General features: G+C 72.5%; 12 protein-coding genes. 4 read left to right on the top strand and 8 right to left on the bottom strand.

Annotation, left to right across the window (positions count from 1 at the left end):
• Nucleotides 1–2 precede the first annotated feature (2 nt).
• The 4 genes from R0146_RS06175 to R0146_RS06160 form a co-directional block, all read right to left on the bottom strand.
• On the bottom strand, nt 3–2099 hold the full coding sequence (locus tag R0146_RS06175) for a cytochrome c oxidase assembly protein (protein WP_317691987.1): 2097 nt from the start codon (nt 2097–2099) through the stop codon (nt 3–5).
• Between the two features lie 343 nt (nt 2100–2442).
• Nucleotides 2443–3708 (bottom strand): glycoside hydrolase family 76 protein, encoded by a 1266-nt coding sequence (locus tag R0146_RS06170; RefSeq protein ID WP_317691986.1) that lies wholly within the window; start codon nt 3706–3708, stop codon nt 2443–2445.
• A gap of 4 nt (nt 3709–3712) precedes the next feature.
• A complete protein-coding gene (locus tag R0146_RS06165) occupies nt 3713–5371 on the bottom strand; it encodes an aldo/keto reductase (protein WP_317691985.1) in 1659 nt (552 codons plus the stop codon).
• Between the two features lie 116 nt (nt 5372–5487).
• Entirely contained in the window at nt 5488–6612 is a 1125-nt protein-coding gene (locus R0146_RS06160; protein WP_317691984.1) for a PseG/SpsG family protein, read from the bottom strand.
• Between the two features lie 328 nt (nt 6613–6940).
• Between R0146_RS06160 and pseB the strand changes: the two genes are divergently transcribed.
• A complete protein-coding gene (gene pseB / locus R0146_RS06155) occupies nt 6941–7921 on the top strand; it encodes a UDP-N-acetylglucosamine 4,6-dehydratase (inverting) (protein ID WP_317691983.1) in 981 nt (326 codons plus the stop codon).
• A gap of 3 nt (nt 7922–7924) precedes the next feature.
• A complete protein-coding gene (gene pseC, locus R0146_RS06150) occupies nt 7925–9052 on the top strand; it encodes a UDP-4-amino-4,6-dideoxy-N-acetyl-beta-L-altrosamine transaminase (RefSeq protein ID WP_317691982.1) in 1128 nt (375 codons plus the stop codon).
• A gap of 27 nt (nt 9053–9079) precedes the next feature.
• On the opposite strand, the gene R0146_RS06145 is transcribed toward pseC, so the two are convergent.
• The 4 genes from R0146_RS06145 to R0146_RS06130 are packed head-to-tail and all read right to left on the bottom strand — an operon-like array spanning nt 9080 to nt 14670.
• On the bottom strand, nt 9080–11104 hold the full coding sequence (locus R0146_RS06145; protein ID WP_317691981.1) for a glycosyltransferase: 2025 nt from the start codon (nt 11102–11104) through the stop codon (nt 9080–9082).
• Between the two features lie 34 nt (nt 11105–11138).
• Nucleotides 11139–12191, bottom strand: a complete 1053-nt coding sequence (gene pseI / locus R0146_RS06140; RefSeq protein WP_317691980.1) for a pseudaminic acid synthase — start codon at nt 12189–12191, stop codon at nt 11139–11141.
• Nucleotides 12192–12193: 2 nt separating this feature from the next.
• Nucleotides 12194–12751, bottom strand: a complete 558-nt coding sequence (locus R0146_RS06135; protein WP_317691979.1) for a GNAT family N-acetyltransferase — start codon at nt 12749–12751, stop codon at nt 12194–12196.
• 38 nt (nt 12752–12789) lie between these two features.
• Nucleotides 12790–14670, bottom strand: coding sequence for a glycosyltransferase (locus tag R0146_RS06130; RefSeq protein WP_317691978.1), 1881 nt, complete (start codon nt 14668–14670; stop codon nt 12790–12792).
• Between the two features lie 188 nt (nt 14671–14858).
• Here R0146_RS06130 and R0146_RS06125 point away from each other — a divergent pair, with 188 nt between their 5' ends.
• Together R0146_RS06125 and R0146_RS06120 are read left to right on the top strand one after the other, a co-directional pair.
• The gene (locus R0146_RS06125; protein WP_317691977.1) at nt 14859–15692 is read left to right on the top strand and encodes a hypothetical protein; all 834 of its coding nucleotides are present in this window, start codon (nt 14859–14861) and stop codon (nt 15690–15692) included.
• The gene (locus R0146_RS06120) at nt 15671–17548 is read left to right on the top strand and encodes a class I SAM-dependent methyltransferase (protein ID WP_317691976.1); all 1878 of its coding nucleotides are present in this window, start codon (nt 15671–15673) and stop codon (nt 17546–17548) included. The genes R0146_RS06125 and R0146_RS06120 overlap by 22 nt, the downstream gene beginning before the upstream one ends.
• The last annotated feature ends 30 nt before the right edge of the window (nt 17549–17578 follow it).

The raw sequence follows: 17578 nt of genomic DNA, 5'->3' as shown, positions 1-17578 counted from the left end.
GCTCACCGCTGCAGCTTCCGTTCGTCCGTCGTCCGATCGCGGTCGCGCTCGGCGAGCTCGCGCAGCATCTCGTTGTAGACCTCGTACGAGTCGTCCAGGCCGGAGTCCTGCGCCCGGTCGAGGCGCTTCGCGTCGCGGGAGTCGGCCTGGAACCACTGGATGCTCAGCGCGAGGATCACGATCAGCAGCGGCAGTTCACCGACGATCCAGGTGATCTGGCCGGCGATCACCTGGTCGGCCAACAGGTCCGGGATCCACGGGATGTCGATCGCCCGGTAGAAGTCCTCGCCGATCACCTGGGTGGCCTGCAGGATGAACACCGCGAACAGGGCGTGGAACGGCATCACGCCGATGACCAGGGCCAACCGGCCGATGTGCGGCAGGTTGGTCCACTTGTCGATGCCGGCGACCATGTCGAAGAACAGGTAGCCGGTGAGCATGAACCACAGCAGCATCAGCTGGTGGGCCCAGTGGTAGCGCATCAGCCAGGGGAACACGGGCGTCAGGTAGACGAAGAAGAGCGAGCCGGCGTACAGCACCCAGACCACCAGCGGGTTGATCACCCGGCGCAACGGACGGTGGTCGTGCAGCGCGACCGTGACGTCGCGCGGGCCGAGCAGCTGCCCCTTCGGATGCGGACGGCCGGCGGCCTGCACCAGCGTGATCGGGCCGCCGAGCAGACAGAGCACCGGGACGAGCATGTTCACCGTCATGTGCACGAGCATGTGCCAGGAGTACTGGACGGTGGAGTACTCCCACAGCCCGGCGGTGGCGAGGTAGAGCACCAGCACCCAGCCGAGGGTCCAGAACAGCGTCCGGACGATCGGCCAGTGGCCGCCCCTGGCCCGGACCCGGTGGACACCCCAGTAGTAGGCGGCCAACGCCACGACGGTGAGCCCGACCCACAGCAGGTTCGGCCGGCCGAGTGCGGCGATCCGGGCCGCGGTCGACGGGATGTCGACCTGGTAGCCGAGGTAGTTGACCTGGATCGACTGCGGGACGAGGAAGCGGGGCGGCGGCAGGTGGTTCTCGGCCGCCCGGAAGGTGACGTACGCCAGCGCGATCAGCACGTCGCGCAGCGCGGAGCGGGCGGCGATCGCCGGGGTGGTCCGGGCCGGGTCGGCCTCCCCACGGAGCAGCCGCCACAGCCAGCTCAGCGCGTACAGGACGAGGGTGGCGAAGAGACCGAGGGGCGCCCAGCCGTACGCGCTGGCGGTGAACGGATGGCCGGCGAGCTGCTGCCATGCGACGACGGCATGGCCGGCGACGACGATCAGGAGCAGCAGCGGCACCGCCTTCTGGTAGCGGCGCAGCCGGTTCACCGCGGCGGTCGCCGAGTCCGGGCCGGTGAGGTCGTTCGCCCGCAGCACCACGGCCACCGCCGCGGCGCCGAGCGGCGCCCAGGCCAGCGAGAGCCAGATGGCGGAGTCGGTGGCCCAGTCGTGGTTCTGGCCGACCGACACGTTGCCGGTGGCGGTGACGAACACGGTCGCCAGGGTGCCGGCGAGGAAGAGCAGCAGGTAGGAGGCGTACGCCCGGGAGGTGTAGGCCACGATGACAATGACCAGGGCGACCACAGTCGAGACGAACCAGGCCAGCGCCGCCGTGGTGCTGGTGATGAACGTCCACCACGCGCCGGGCGTCAGGGCGTAGACCAGCGGCACGCCGTTGACGTACGCCGCATTGGCCGCGGTCTGCACCAAGGAGGCCCAGAACCACACCTGGGCGGCACGGCCGACCCAGCGGCGCAGCCGGTCACCGACCGGGGTGAGCCGATAGTGCCCGGCGACCGGGGTGAAGCCGATGATCGCCATCAGACCACCGAGGGTGGCCAGCGCCGCGAACCGGGCGGCGACATCGCCGAGCCCGGACACGAATCCGGTGAACGGGTCGGTCTCCGGGCGGGCGGGCAGCGGCGGCTGACCAGCGAGGTAGCGCATCACGAGCCACATCGCGACGACCCCGGCGAGGGCAGCGACCCCGGCGGCGACCCTGGCGATCGGTCCCAGTGCGGTCGGTGCCAGCGCAGTCGGTCCCAGCGCGGTCGCGGGGGCCGAGGCGTCCGGAGCGGCCGGGGTGGAGGGGTGGGGTGCGGGCACGGTGTCTCTTCCTGACGAGTCAAAGCTGCCGACAGGCTACCCCGGGGCACCCACACCGGCGGTCCACGGCCGCCGACCGCAGCCCTCGCCGTGCCGCAGCTCGGAGCAGGAGGGCGTACGGGCGTCGGAGGCCGGCCACCTCCACCGGCCACTCCCACCGGCCACTTCCACCGGCCACTTCCACCATCGACGGCCTGACGGCGAATCTCACGAACGCCAGGTGGTTGTCGACAAATTTTCCATAGGCCCGCCCTATGGAAAATTCTTCGACCACCGACCCGCGCAGCCGGGGACCTACGGCCTTCCGTCCCAGGCACGCTGTACGGCGGAGTGGGTGCGCACGCTACGCCGGCGTCACGGGCCCCAGCCCCTCCCCCGGACACCGCGCGGCGGCCTCCACCACCATCCAGGCCCCCACCTGCACCGACAGATCCCGCTCCGGCACCGCCGCGGACCCCACCCCGGCCGCCGAGGCACCGCCGGCCAGGGCGTCCGCCCGTCGCGGGATGGTCGCCGGCACCCGAGGGTCGGGCCCGAACCACATCTGTGGACCCGGCACCGCCTCCGGACCCAGCACCGCCTCCGGGCCCAGCACAGCCCGATGCTCCCAGCAGGCCGCGGCCGTCGTCTGCACCAGCGTGGCGGCGAGCCGGCGGGCGGACACGGCATCGGCGCTGTCACCCGGGAGATCGGTCACGACCACAGCGAGGTAGCGGGCGAGGATTCCGCGGAAGATCCCCTCGTCGCCGCCCTGCTCGGCGCGCCCCTGATACCCGACCAGGACGTGCCTGTCGGCCATCCATCGATCGATGGCTTCCACCAGCCGCAGGACCCGGGCGGCTGTGTCGCGGATATCAGCCCTGCCGCCGAGCCTGCGGTCGAGGGAGGCGCGGAGTACGGCGACCTCAGCCCCCAGCATGACCCCCTGGTTGTAGGTGTAGAACACGCGGTCGACCAGCCAGGGCGCTGTCCGGGACGGGTCGGGGCGAACGCCGTCGACGACCAGGCCGGTCGCCGGATCGAGGTAGTGCTCCCGCATCCAGACCAGCGCCTCGCGGGCCCGGCCGAGCCGGCCACGGCGCGCCAAGAGGATGGTCATCGGCCCGTTGGCCGGGGCGTTGCGGAAGGCATCGCCCACCCGCCAGGGCACACCACCGCCGAGCGGACGCTCGTCCCAGCCGGCCTCCAACCGCGCGATGATCCGGTCCACCGCGAGCTCCCGGCCCCGACCGGTGGGGACGGGAAGACCGAGCTCGCGCTCCATCCGGTCGACCGCCAGGCCCAGCCAGGCGATGTCGTCGTAGTAGTCGCGGAGCCATCCACGGTTGTGCACCGCCATCGATGCCGGCCAGCGGGCGATCATCCGCCGGCGCGCCGGCGACGGGGCCCGCCGCTCAGCGTCGAGGAGGCAGTCGAGGACCTGCGCCTGCCACCAGTAGTGCAGAGTGACGAACGACCGGGCGGAGAGGGTCGGCGGGTACGCCGTCCAGGCCAGCCGCGCCCACGGCGTGAGCCAGGGTCGGTGCAGGTGACGTCCGCCGACGGATCGCTCCGCGGCGGCCGCCCGCGCCGCCCACGAGGCCAGTCCCGAGGTCCGCGCGGCACTCACCGCGTCACGCCCGGGCGAGCCACTCGCTGAGGGCGTCACTCGCGGCCGGCACGACGCCTTCCAGCCGCGCCACCTCCTCAGCGCTGAGCGCGGGGGCGGTGGCGCCTTCCATCACCCGGACCAACTGCTCGGCCGTGTCCACCCCAACGACGAGGGCGGTGACCCAGGGTTGGGCCGCGGCGTACGCCAGGCACAGGTCGACCGGATCGGTCCGGCCCAGCGCGACCGCAGCATCGGCCACGGCGGCCCGCAGCGTCGCCACCTCGTCGGCCACGGCGGTGCGCAGCGCCGGCGTCGCGCCAACCAGGTCCGGCGCGACCGGGGCGAGGGCCGTGCGGGTGGTCAGCACGCCCTGACCGAACACCCCGTGCACCGTGATGATGACTCCGGCAGCAGCCAGCCGGGCGAGATCGGCGGCGTACGCGGTGACCCGCCGGTCGACCACGGAGAGTGGGACGGCGACGTGTCCGAGGCCGGGCAGGTCCGCGATCCGGCCGAGCTGGGCCGGATCGGTCAGCACCACGCCGGCCCGTCCGACGACGCCGTCCGCGCAATAGGCCGCCAGCCGTGCCCAGGCCGCTCCGCCACCGGCGAGGGCATCGTCGGGCGAAGCGAAGAGCACGGCATCGGCCCGCCGGCGGCCGAGCTCGGCGAAGGAGCGCTCCAGGGAGGCCTCCACCGCGTACGCCACGGCGTCCGCCGGCACCTCGTCCAACGCATGGAGGGTGGTGATCACCCCGACCCGCTGGCGCAGCGCCGGATCGTACGCCACCCGGACCGCCGCCTCGGAGTCGCCGTCGTCGCGGCCGGTGACGACGTGGGTGATGCCGCGGGCGACCGCCGCGGAGAGGATCGAGCGGGCCTCGGCGGCATCGGGGCGGTGACGTTCGATCGCCCCGGTGGCCCGGCCGAGCGGGGAGGTGCCGAGCAGCAGCCGGGACAGGGTCAGGCCGCCGTGGCCGGTCCGGGGCAGTGCCGGGCCGGTGATCGCGACCTCGCGGACGATGTCACCGATCAGGGCGCGCCAGGACACCCCGATCGCGTCGTCGTGACGGTCGAAGAGCCGGGCGACCCGGACGTAGTCGGCGAGCGAGTCGACGGTGCAGCGGTAGGCGACGATGTCGAAGGTGATGCCCTCGGGGGCGTACGGCAGTTCGCCGAGGTGACGGCGGATCCATGGGGTGACGTGCTCGTGGTCGTACGCCGTGGTGGCCTCGGCCGCGGCCCGTCGCAGGTCGGCGGCGGTGAAGACCTCGACCCCCAGGCCCTCGGACACCCGGGCCAGGTCGATCCGACCGTACGAGTGCTCCGACGCCTCGACGGCGGCGATGAGCTCGTCGACCAGCTCGGCGTCGACCACCGGGTTGTCCCCGGTGAGCCGGACCACCCGGTCGGTGTCGTCCAGGTCCTCGGTGGCCGCGACGAACCGGGCCAGCACGTCGTCCAGCGGGCCGCGGAGCACCCGGATGCCCTGCCGGGTGAGGTGGTCGGCGATCCGCTGGTCGTACTCCTCCCGGCTGGTCGCCACGACGACCTCGTGACCGCCCCGGCTGGCCCGCCGGGCGACCAGCTCGATCAGGGGCATCCCGCCGATCATCATCATCGCCTTGCCCGGCAACCGGGACGAGTTGAGGCGGGACTGGATGACGACACGGGTACGCACACGGACCTCCTGGCTGACGTAGCCGTCACGATACGGCAGGCCACCGACACCGGACGTCGGGTCCGCCCGGCTCAGGCGGTCGGGTGTTCGGAAGTCAGGAGAACCCGATCAGCCGATCAGCCGATCAGCTCGAGGATCGCGTCGACCACCCGGACCCGGCCGTCGCCGTCGACCAGTGCCGCACCGCGGGCACCGAGGCCGTCCCGCCAGGTCCTGTCGGTGGTGAACCGCCGCAGCACCTCGGTCGCCGCGGCGCGGGCCGACGGATCGTCGCGCAGGTCGTCGAGTTGCCCGACCGGCGCGACCAGTCCGGTGCCGAGGACCGCCTGGTAGCCGACCAACTGGTTGGCGGTGACGGCGACCAGCGCCGTCGGCAGGCCGAGGCAGAAGAACTCCCAGACCGACGTTCCCGCCGCGCTCACCACGCCGTCACAGCCGGCCGCCAGTCCGGGCAGGTCGTCGACCGGGGCCACCACGTCGAGCCGCTGCCCCGGCCCGAGCGGGAGGCCGGCGAGTTCGGCGGCGATCTGCTCCCGGCCGGCCACCACGACCACCTCCAGGGGCGCTGCGGTCCCCAGCAGCAACGACACCACCGTGGGCGCGGCGCCGTACGCGTCGGTGCCGCCGAAGACGCACAACAGGCGTGGCGACACCGGATCACGGGTCTCGCCCGCCGGACCTGCGAGGTCACCGGTCTCCCCGCGAGCCGTGCCGACCGGCTCCGCCCCGACGCGCCCGGTCCGCCCGCGTCCGATCCGCCCACGCCGGGACCGCACGATGTCGCGGAGCAGCGCGTACTCGATCCCGGCCAGGAATCGGCGGTCGGCGGGGACCGCGGCGGGACGTACGGCCCCGAGGTTCTGGTCGATGTAGAGGTCGGCGTCCTGGTGCAGTCCGAAGACGCCGTCGACCATGGCCGCCACCGGGACGCCCGCTCCGCGGAGCGCGGCACCGAGATCCACCGGCAGCTGGTAGCCGTCCAGCATCACCGCGTCGAGTCGGCGCCGCCGGACCTCGGTCAGCAGCGCCGCCGGCCCCGCGTCCACCGGCACCATCGTCAGACCGTGCGCGGCGAGCAGCCGATCGACCAGTCCGGAGCCCTCGACCCGACCGAGCAGAGTGACCCCGATCCTTCGGGAACGAAGCTCCTCCGCCAGGGCGAGCTGACGCAGGATGTGGCCGACCCCCATCCGTGGGCCCCCATCGCAGCGGACCCCGATCCGGCGGTCATCGTTCGTCATGGGCTCACCCTAACGAGCACGCCAGCAGGCACCGCGATGTGTGCGGGATCACCCGCGGCGGGTCGTTTGCACGTGTCCGAAAGGCGTAGTAGTTTTACGGAGTCGGTCCGTGCGCACCCCCCAAGCGTGCGGGCCGGCTTGTTTCTTGGTGCACCACCAGCATTGTTGTCCGTGCACCACCAGCATGGTTGTCCGTGCACCACAAACACGGTGCGCCGGCGGTCGAGTGTTAGCCTGAGGGACGCCAGTCCCTGGGTGCGCTGCGTACTGCGTACGGCACGCAGGATCAGCCCGGAGCGCGGGGCGCTCCACCATCTGCGGAGCATTCGTGAGCATTCTGTCGGGTTCGTCGATCCTGATCACCGGTGGCACCGGCTCGTTCGGCAAGGCCTTCATCACCAAGCTGCTGAACGACGTGGACCCGAAGCGGGTCGTGGTCTACTCACGCGACGAACTCAAGCAGTACGAATGCCGCCAGCTGTTCGGCGACGACAAGCGGCTGCGCTGGTTCCTCGGCGACATCCGCGACCTGCCGCGGCTCAACCGGGCGATGCACGGTGTCGACTACGTCGTCCACGCCGCGGCGTACAAGCAGGTGGACACCGCCGAGTACAACCCGTACGAGTTCGTGAAGACGAACGTGATCGGCTCGCAGAACGTCATCGAGGCCTCGATCGACGCGGGTGTCAAGAAGGTCGTGGCACTGTCCACCGACAAGGCCTCCTCGCCGATCAACCTGTACGGCGCCACCAAGCTGGCTGCCGACAAGCTCTTCATCAACGGCAACCACTACGCCGCCGCCTACCCGACCCGGTTCTCGGTCGTGCGCTACGGCAATGTGATGGCCTCCCGCGGCTCGGTGATCCCGAAGTGGCGCCAGCTCGGCGCGGAGGGCAAGCCGCTGCCGATCACCGACGAGCGGATGACCCGGTTCTGGATCACCCTGCCGCAGGCGGTCGACTTCGTCCTGAACAGCTTCGAGCTGATGAGCGGCGGCGAACTCTACGTGCCGCGGATCCCGTCGATGAAGCTGACCGACCTGGCCGAGGCCCTGGTGCCGGGCGCCGCCCTCGAACACATCGGTCTGCGACCGGGCGAGAAGCTGCACGAGGAGATGATCTCCATCGACGAGGGGCGTCGCGTCCTGCGCCTGGGCGATCGCTACGTGATGCAGCCCGACCTCGCCACCTGGGGCTACCAGCCGCCGGCCGACGGCGTCCCGGTGCCGGACGGCTTCCGGCTCGACTCGGGCACCAACGACCTGTGGTACAGCGTGGCGGACATCCGAGCGATGTTGCCGGAGGACTGAGTGATGCTGCCGTACGGTCGCCAGTGGATCGACGAGGCGGACGTCGCCGCGGTCACCGAGGTGCTGACCTCCGACTGGCTGACCACCGGCCCGTGGGTACGGGACTTCGAGCACGCCCTCGCCGCCCGCGCCGGCGTCGCTCATGCGGTGAGCTGCACCTCCGGCACCGCCGCGCTGCACATCGCGTACGCCGCCGCCGGGATCGGTCCCGGCGATGAGGTGATCACCACCCCGATGACGTACGTCGCGACCGCCTCCGGCGCGATGCACCACGGGGCGACCGTCGTCTTCGCCGACATCGAGGAGGACACCGGCAACATCGATCCGGCCGCGGTCGAGGCCGTCGTCTCCGAACGGACCAGGGTGATCGCCGGCGTCGACTACGCCGGGCAACCGGTCGACATCGACCGGCTGAACACGATCGCCCACCGGGTCGGGGCGGTGACCGTCGAGGACGCCGCGCACTCGGTCGGCTCCACGGACAAGGGGCGCCCGGTCGGCGCGCTGGCCGATCTGACCACCTTCTCGTTCTTCCCGACCAAGAACATGACCACTGCCGAGGGCGGCGCGGTGCTCACCGACGACGACGCGCTGGCGCTGCGCGCCGACGAGTTCCACAAGATCGGTGTCTCCCGGGACCGCTCGACCTACCGCCACCCCGACGAGGGCGCCTGGTGGTACGAAGTGCCGTCGATCGGCCTCAACTACCGGTTGTCCGACGTCCACGCCGCGCTGGGGCTGAGTCAGTTGGGCAAGCTGGACGACTTCAAGGCCCGCCGCACGGCGCTGTTCGCTCGCTACCAGGAGGCGCTGGCCGGCGTCGACGGGCTGCGGGTGCCGACCGTACGCTCCTGGGTCGATCCGACCTGGCACCTGTATCCGGTGCGGATCCTCGGTGGGCGGCGCCGCGAGGTGTTCGAGAAGCTGCGCGCGGCCGGCATCGGGGTGCAGGTCAACTACATCCCGGTCTACTGGCATCCGGTGTTCGAGGACCTCGGCTACCGGCGGGGCCTGTGCCCGAACGCCGAGCGGTTCTACGAGGAGGAGATCTCGCTGCCGATGTTCGCCCGCCTGTCGTACGACGAGCAGGATCGGGTGATCGACACGCTGCGGGGCATTCTCGGCGCCTGACGCCTCGCGCGTGCGGGGCAGACGGGATCAGGCCGTCCGACGGCGCTGGCGCACCACCAGCTGCCCCGTCCAGCCGACCGTGAGCTCGACGACGCGGTCGCCGGCCTCGCCCCGGGCCCCGTCACCGGCGAGGAGCACCGGCACCCGCGGTCCTTCCGGGAGCTGCAGGCCGACCGCCCGTTCGGCGACCCCGGTCACCGGGTCGTCCGCCGGGTCGTCCGCGAGCAGCGCCGCGGCGCTGAGCCGGACCTCGCCCACCGTCCGTTCGCCCGATCCGCCGACCACGCCGGCCGCCCCGACCGGGGCGACGCTGACCGGGGCGACGACGTCGGCCGTCGGGTCCGGCCGGGCCACGACGAGCTGTCCGCCGGAGGCGGGGACCCCGGCCACGGTGAGCACGAACTCCTCGCCGTCCTGCCGGATCGACGTGACCGTGGGAAGGTCCGCCCAGCGGACGACGGCGAGATCGCGTCCGCCGGCATCCGGGGCGGGGTCGGCGACCGGACCACCCAGCCCGGCCAGGGTGCCGTCGGCGAGGCGGGACGCCGCAGGCAGTGAGGTCGGTGTGTAGCGGACGTCTCCGGTCCACCGGAAGGCGCCGGCCCGCAGTCGCAGGGCCAGCACCCCGCGGGCCAGCACCCCGCCGGTGATCTGCCCACGATCCGCCGGACCGCCCAGCCCCGCCGGGCCGCCGAGCCGCGCCAGCACCTCGGGGCCCAGGTCGATGTTCCACCGCAGCCCGTCGCTGCCGGGCGTGACCTGCGCAGGGACCTCGAGGTCCTCGCCGCTGCCCGTCCCGAGCCGCAGGACGGCGCGCGGCGTGACCCGCGCCGCCCACCGACCGCGCAGCGCGGAGTCGATCTCCAGGTGCAGCGTCTCCCGCTGCCACGCGGCGCTCACCAGGATGGAGCGCAGCCGCCGACGCAGCGGGTGCTGCGGCCGCGTCCGCGGCGCGACAGCCCGGGCGATGGCCGGCAGCTTCACCAGCAGGCGCGGCACCGTCCGGAGATCCGCGACCAGCTGACGCACGCCCGCACCACCGCGCCGGCGCGCCAGCAGCCGGACCGTCGCCAGGTCGCCGGAGCGTACGGAGCGGTGGATCTGGCGGGCCAGCCGAGTGGCGAGCCGATCGGCCCGCGGGTCCAGCCGATCGGCCAGGCCGGTCGCCAACGCCGCCAGGGCCGGCAGATCGTCGGTCGGCGCGGCGAGCAGGGCCTCGGCGAGCGCCACCAGGTCGACGTCGATGAAGTAGGCGTGCACCCGCGTACGCACCTCGGCATGGTCGGCCGAGCGGTCCAGCACGTCCAGCACGGCGAGCGCCGAGGCGACCCGGTCCCGCACGTTGTCGAGCCGGAAGGTCTGCTGGGTGATCGAGTCGCCCGACTCGCGGTCGCGCCAGTAGTAGACGTGGTCGGCGAGGACGTCCACCGACCGCGCCCGCAGGTAGGCGGGCAGAGTGACCGGATAGTCCTCGTAGCGGATCGCCGGGAAGGCGAGCCCCTCGGCGTCCCAGAAGGCGCGCCGGTAGACCTTGTTCCACACCATCCGGTCGCGCATCAGCGCCGGGAACGCATCGATCGTGGTCGCGAGCCGGGTCGTCGCGAACGGCTCCTCGTGGGTCCACGACTGGTAGGCGCCGCGCGCCGCGCTGAACCTGTAGGCGTTGCCGCCGGCGAGGTCGGAGCCGGTCGCCTCCAGCGAGCCGATCAGCAGGGAGTAGGCCCGCGGCGCGACGAGGTCGTCGCTGTCGACGAAGGTGAGGTAGCGACCGGTGGCGTGGGCGGTGCCGGTGTTGCGGGCCGGGCCGAGCCCCTGGTTCTCCTGGCGGACCAGCCGGAAGCGCGGGTCACGGGCGACGTACGCCTCGGCCACCTGCAGCGACCCGTCACGGGAGCCGTCGTCGACCAGGATCACCTCGAGGTCGGTGAGGGTCTGCACCCGCAGCGACTCCAGGCAGGCGCCGATGTAGTCCTGCACGTTGTAGAACGGCACGACGACACTCAGCAGCGGCGCGTACGACGACGACTCACCCTTCGGCGGCACCTCGGACATCGACAGTCCTCCCCTCGGTCAGCGGCGGCCGGGATCAGATCAGGTCCCAGGACAGCGCGGTGCCCCGGGCGACATCCTGGCGGAACGTACGCCCCTCGACCACCGCGTACAGGTCGGGCGCCAGGCCGAGGGCGGGACGTACGGAGCGTACGTTGTCCGGGCCGACCACCTCGCCGGCCGCCACGTCGCGGGTGACGTAGAGCGAGCGGCGGAACCTCAGTCCCTCGGCCTCGACGTCACGGGCGCCGATCACCGGCTCCCCCATCGCCTGCCAGGCGGTCCGGGTCTCGCGGACCAGTGCGGCCAACTCGGGGCCCTCGAGGGAGAAGGCGGAGTCGACGCCGCCGGAGGACCGGTCGGTGGTGACGTGCTTCTCGACCAGCACCGCACCGAGGGCGACCGAGGCGACCGCCGCACCGATGCCGAGGGTGTGGTCGGACAGGCCGATCATCGTGCCGAACGCGTCGCGCATCACCGGGATCGCCCGCAGATTGGAGTCGCGCGGGTCGGCCGGGTAGGAGGTGGTGCAGGACAGCACGACGATCTGCTCGTTGCCGACCGACCGGGCCGCCTCGACCGCGGCGTTGATCTCGCCGAGGGAGGCCATCCCGGTGGAGATGATGATCGGCTTGCCGCACGCGGCGGCCCGGCGGATCAGCGGCAGGTCGACGATCTCGGAGGAAGCGATCTTGTACGCCGGGGCCCCGAGCGACTCGAGGAAGTCGACGGCCGTGGGGTCGAACGGGCTGGAGAAGGCCAGCAGGCCCCGCTCGGCGGCCCGTTCGAAGATCGGCCGGTGCCACTCCCAGGGGGTGTGCGCTTCCTCGTACAGGTCGTAGAGGCGCCGGCCACCCCACAGCTCATGGTCGTCCTTCAGCCGGAAGTCGGGGCTGTCGACGTCGAGAGTGATGGTGTCGGCGGTGTAGGTCTGCAGCTTGAGCGCGTGCGCGCCGGCGTCCGCGGCCATGTCGACGATGGCCAGTGCCTTGTCCAGGGAGCCGTCGTGGTTGCCGGACATCTCAGCGATGATGAACGGCTCGTGGCCCGGGCCGATCGCGGTGTGGCCGATGCGGATCTCGTCGAGCATGTTCACTTCTCCTCGGGCTGGGCGGACTGGGTGGTCGGTGCCGGCTGGGTGATCGGTGCCGGCCGGGTCCGGCGGACGTGGTGGACCAGGACGGTGCGGCCGTCGATCTCGCGGTCGTACGTCTCGATGTCGGCGAAGCCCTGGCGCTTGTTGAACGAGCGGACGGCCTCGTTGGCGTCGAGGACCTCGGCCTCCATCACCGTGATCGCCCGCTCCCCGTCACGGAGCGCGTCGACGTACCTCAGCGCGTCGCGCTGGATCTGGATCCAGGCGGGCAGCAGTTCGCCGCGGGCGCTGAGTCCGGCGTTGTCGAGGTAGTAGCCCCACCACAGGCTGCCGGCGTCCCAGTCGATGTCCCACAACGACACCACCCCGGCGGGGATGCCGCCGCGTTCGTAGATCAGCACCGTACGGGTCGGGTCGGCCGCCACCCGCTGCCACCAGGCGGCGTGCTCGGCGGCGCCGATCTCGTGCTGGGTCAGCGACACGGCGCGTACGTCCGGGTGGTTGCGCCAGATCCGGACAGGCTCCCGGTCCTCGTCGGTGGCGGGACGCAGCATGATGACCTCCTGGCAGGGCGGACCGGCGGCCCGACGCCCTACGGTAGCGCGGGGCCGTGGGTGAGCACCGCACGACCGTCGGCGTCGCGGCCCCAGCGGAGCCGCCGGCCGCCGAGCCCCGCACCCTCGCGGCCCGGCAGCCCCGCGCCCTCGCGGCCCGGCAGCCCCGCACCCTCGCGGCCCGCAACCACGGTCGCGATCCCGGGGCCGGACAGCACGGCCGGTTCGGCCTCGGCGGATCCGTCGCGGCGGACCAGCACCCGCCGGGTCGCCGTACGCCCGACCGGGTCGTCGGCGGGATCGTCGGACAGCAGTGCGTCCACCGCGATCAGGGCGACGTGGTCGATGATCGGCGCCTCGACGGGCGGGGTCGGCCAGGGGCGTTCCACGACGACAGCGCCCGACGACTGGACGGTGTGCACCCGGACCGTCGCGTCACCGAGGTCGAGCCGGTCGATCACCGGCACCCGGCGGACCCGGGAGAACGCCAGGGCGCCGTCGCGGAGGACCGCCTGCACCCAGTAGCCGGCGCGGCGTACGCCATGCAGCTGGTCCTCGGTGACGGCCACGCCACCCGCCCAGGACAGCGGCCCGGCCTGCACGGCGATCCGCAGTGGCGTGATGGCGGCGAGCCGGGCCAGGTCAGCGGTGTCGACGGTGACGTCGAGCTGCAGGCCACCCGGCAGGGGCGAGGCTTTCACCGCGGGTCGTACGGACCCGATGGTCACCCGGGCGGTGGCGACCATCGCCAGCGGCTTCGGCAGCGGCACGGTGAGCCGGTAATGAAAGGCGTGCGGCAGGACGGTGAGGTCGGCGAGCCGGGCCTGCCGTGGCCGGGACGGGACGGCGCGCCGGGCGACCCGGAGCCCCGTGTGGACCGCCCGGGCCGGCAGTGGGCGGACCGTCTTTCCGGCGGCGGCGAGCACCTCGGGGGCCCGGTCGCCGGCGCGGTACCGGCCGATCGCCAGCGCCTGCTCGACGTCTCCCATCCGCAGCGCGACGTACGCCCGGCGCAGGTCCGGCACCGCCAGGGCGACCTGCTCGGGGTCGATCCGGTCGACCAACTCGGCGGCGAGCGGGCGCATCGCCGACCGGTCGGCCGGGGCGGCGGCCACCAGCGAGCCGAGCACCTCCCGGACGTCCACGTCGACGAAGTGGCTGTGGACCAGTTCACGCAGTTCGTCGTCGCCGCGCTCGTCGACAAGGTCCAGTACGGCGACCGCGGCCGTCACCCGGTCACGGACGTTGTGCACCTGGTCGCCCTGCTGGGAGATCGAATCGCCGGACGGGCGCTCCCGCCAGACGTAGACCGGGTCGGGCAGCAGGTCGACGGCGGCGGCCTCGAGGTGGGCCCGCATCGCGATCGGGTAGTCCTCGAAGAGCATCGCCGGGAAGGCGAACCCGTGGTCGTCCCAGAACGTACGACGCCACATCTTGTTCCACACCATCCGGTCGCGCATCAGCAGCGGCACCTCGCGGATGCTGGTCCGCTGCAGCCGCTCGGCGAACGGCTCGCGGTGCGCCCAGGACGTCTCCAGCCCGCGCTGCAGGCCGAGCCGCCACACGTGGGCGCCGGCGACGTCGGACCCGGACTCCTCCAGGCTGGTGGCGAGTTGCGCGAACGCGCGGGGGGCGAGCAAGTCGTCGCTGTCGACGAACATCAGGTAGCGGCCGGTCGCCTGCCCGACGCCCAGATTGCGGGCCGGGCCGGGGCCGCCGCGTTCCTGACTGACCATCCGGAACCGCGAGTCGGCGGCACAGACCTCGGCGGCGATCTCTGCCGACCGGTCGCGCGAGCCGTCGTCGACGAGGACCACCTCGAAGTCGGTGAGGGTCTGGCGGCGGATCGAGTCCAGGCAGGGCCGGATGTACTCCTCGACCCCGCAGAACGGCACGACGGCGCTCACCAGTGGGCTCACGGGACCTCCTCGCAGCGGATGCCTGCATCGTAGTGGCGCGCGGCCGCGCCGATGGACGCCGTGCTGACAGAGGCCGTGCTGACAGAGGCCGTGCTGATGGACGCCGTGCTGATGGACGCCGTGCCGGCAAGGGCCGCGCTGATAAAGTCGGCGCGAAACAGGCGTCACCGTCCGGAGGTAGCAGCAGCGTGGACCAGACCAATCATTGGTACGGTCACGCGCACATCCTCGCCGAGTACGCCGGCCTCGACCCGCAGAGCCCGCCGCCGATCCGCGGGCTGGTCCAGCACGGCTGGACCTTCGTCCACGGCTTCGGCTATCACAACGCCGACTGGAGCATGGCCAAGTACGCCTGGTCCGACGTCTGCCGGCGCCGCGGCGAGGCGATCGGCTGGCGCAACTACCTGGTGATCGGGGCGCCGTACCTCTACCTGCTGGATCTCCTCGAGGATCCGCACGAGGAACGCGTCGGGACGATCTGGTATCCGTTCCACGGGACGCGGGACTACGAATCGGTGCAGGGCAGCCACCAAGCGCTGATCGACGAGATCCGCGACACCGAGGAGGGCCCGGTGACGATGTGCCTCTATTTCGTGGAGTACGAGGACCCCGAGATCCGCGGACTGTACGAGGACGCCGGCTTCCGGGTGATCACCCACGGACATCGCGGCCGGATGTGGCAGGGCACCGACCGGTTCTTCCTCTTCCGGCAGTTGGCCGAGGTACGCCGACACCGCCGGGTCGCCTCCAACCGGCTGACCACCGCCGTGCTGTACGGGGTGGCCGCCGGGTGTGAACCTGCCGTGTACGGCGACCCGATGGAGTTCGTCGGGGCGAAGGCGGGGTTCGACGGCACCGGCTTGTTGGAGGCGACGCTGCCGAACCTGTTCGGCAAGGAGATCGACCTCGACCTCGCCCGGGCGGTGACCCGTACGGAGCTGGGATCGGACTACGTGATGTCGCCGGAAGAGTTGCGCTACGTGTTGGGATGGCAGGAACCATGGCTCGCATCGTCGAACTGACCTATCCGGCCAACGTCACCCTGCTGCCCGGGGCGACGCAGAACTGGCGGGACCTGCCGGAGCAGCCGGCCCCGGAGGCCGCAGCGGCGACGGTGGAGGCGGACGCCGCTGCTCCCATCGACGCGGCGCCCACCGACGCGGCGCCCACCGACGCGGCGCCCACCACCAGCGCGCCGGCCTATCCACCGGCCGAGGAGTCCGCGGACACCTACCTCGATCCGCACACCGGCGACATCCCCGGTCCCGGCGCCACCTCCGCACTGCTGCACGGGCTCGTCGACCGGCTGGTCGGCGGTCTGCCCGGGGGTCGGCGACGGATCCTCGTGGTCGGGCCGCACGATCCGCGACTGTTGGCCCGGCTCGCCGAGGTCGGCGATCTCACCGTGGTGGTCCGCGCGATCCCCGACGCCGCAGCCATCGGGACGGCGCTGCCCGCCGCGGCAGTGTTCTGCGGCAATCTCGCCGACGCCCGGCGACACAGCGGAACGTACGATCTGGTCCTTGCTCTGGACGACGTGACCCGGGTGCATTCGTTGGAGGACGCCCCGCGCACCTGGCGCGAGCTGGCCGATGAAGTGGTGGCCTGCGTCGCCGACGGTGGCACCCTGGCGCTCGGGGTGGAGAACGACCTGGGCCTGCACCGGCTGCTCGCCGCCCGGTCGGAGGAGTCCCGCGACCTGGACGCCAACTGGTCGCCGCTGATGACCTGGGACGCGACCCGGCCACGGACCGGGCGGCAGATCGCCGAGTTCGCGGCCGCCGTCGGGGAGACGCTGGTCGGTCCGGCGGATCGTACGAACGCCACCTGCTACCAGCTCTTTCCGGACTGGCGGGCTCCGCACACCGCGGGCACCCGGCTGGACGAGGCCGCCCGGTCGCTGCGCGACCTGCTGGCTGGGCTCGCCGGACGCCCGGTCGCCGACCGGCCGGCCGCCCCAGGGCTACTGCAGCGACGCGCCATCGCGATGGCCGACCGCTGGCCCGAGGTCTGCGCCGGATGGGTACTGGTCTGGGGGCCCGCCGCCCCCGCCGAGGAGGCCCCGGCCGTCCTGCAGGCGCGCGGCGACGGTCGTACGCTCCGCTGGCTGGCCGCGCCGGACGGCCGCGTCACCGCGACCGACGGCGACGGCGACGACAACGACAACGGCAACGGCAACGGCAACGGCAACGGCAACGGCAACGGCGTGACGATCGCCGGCCCGCTGACCGTGCCGCCACAGGGCCGGACGCTGCTTCTCGAGCTGACCGAGGCCGCGATCGCCTCCGACACCCCGAGTCTGCGCCGGATCCTCGCTCAGTGGCGCGACTGGTCGGGCACGAAGGCGGATACCGCCGGATGGCTGCCCACGGCGTACGCCGAGCTGCGGTTCGGCACCCTGCTGGCAGGCTCGCCGAATGCCAACAACCCGGCGACCCCGGAGCCGACGCCGCTGGAGCCGACGCCGCTGGAGTCGACCGGCGTTCCCGCGCGACTGGATGAAGCCCGGTGGCGGGCCCTCGGCGACCTGTTGGCGACGTGGCGCGCAGCAGGCATCCGGACGCCCTGGCCCAGCTCGATGCATCCGCACACAGTGTTCCGGGCGCTGGCCGCGATGGCCGGCGTCGCCGCGCCCGACGACGTGGCCCCTTACTGGCCGGGTGCCGAGGTTGCAGACGATCGCCCGATGACCGGCCAGGAGATGGCCGCGGTGATCGAACGCCAGCGCGAACAACTGCGCGGCGCCTGGTCGCGGTTCCACTGGGACGAGAAGCAGTACCTCACCTTCCGCGCCGAGAACCTCACCGGACGGATCGTCCGCAAGCTCCGTCGGGAGACGATCGGCCGGATCCGTCCCCCCGCCGGGCCGCAAGCGTAGCGGCGGTCTGTCCAGCGTCCGTACGACGAT

Origin of the sequence: Raineyella sp. LH-20 (genome assembly GCF_033110965.1) — a bacterium.
In the GTDB taxonomy this organism is placed as follows: domain Bacteria; phylum Actinomycetota; class Actinomycetes; order Propionibacteriales; family Propionibacteriaceae; genus Raineyella.
The sequence above is the reverse complement of the archived record's forward strand: the minus strand, read 5'-3'. Positions and strand labels throughout refer to the sequence as shown.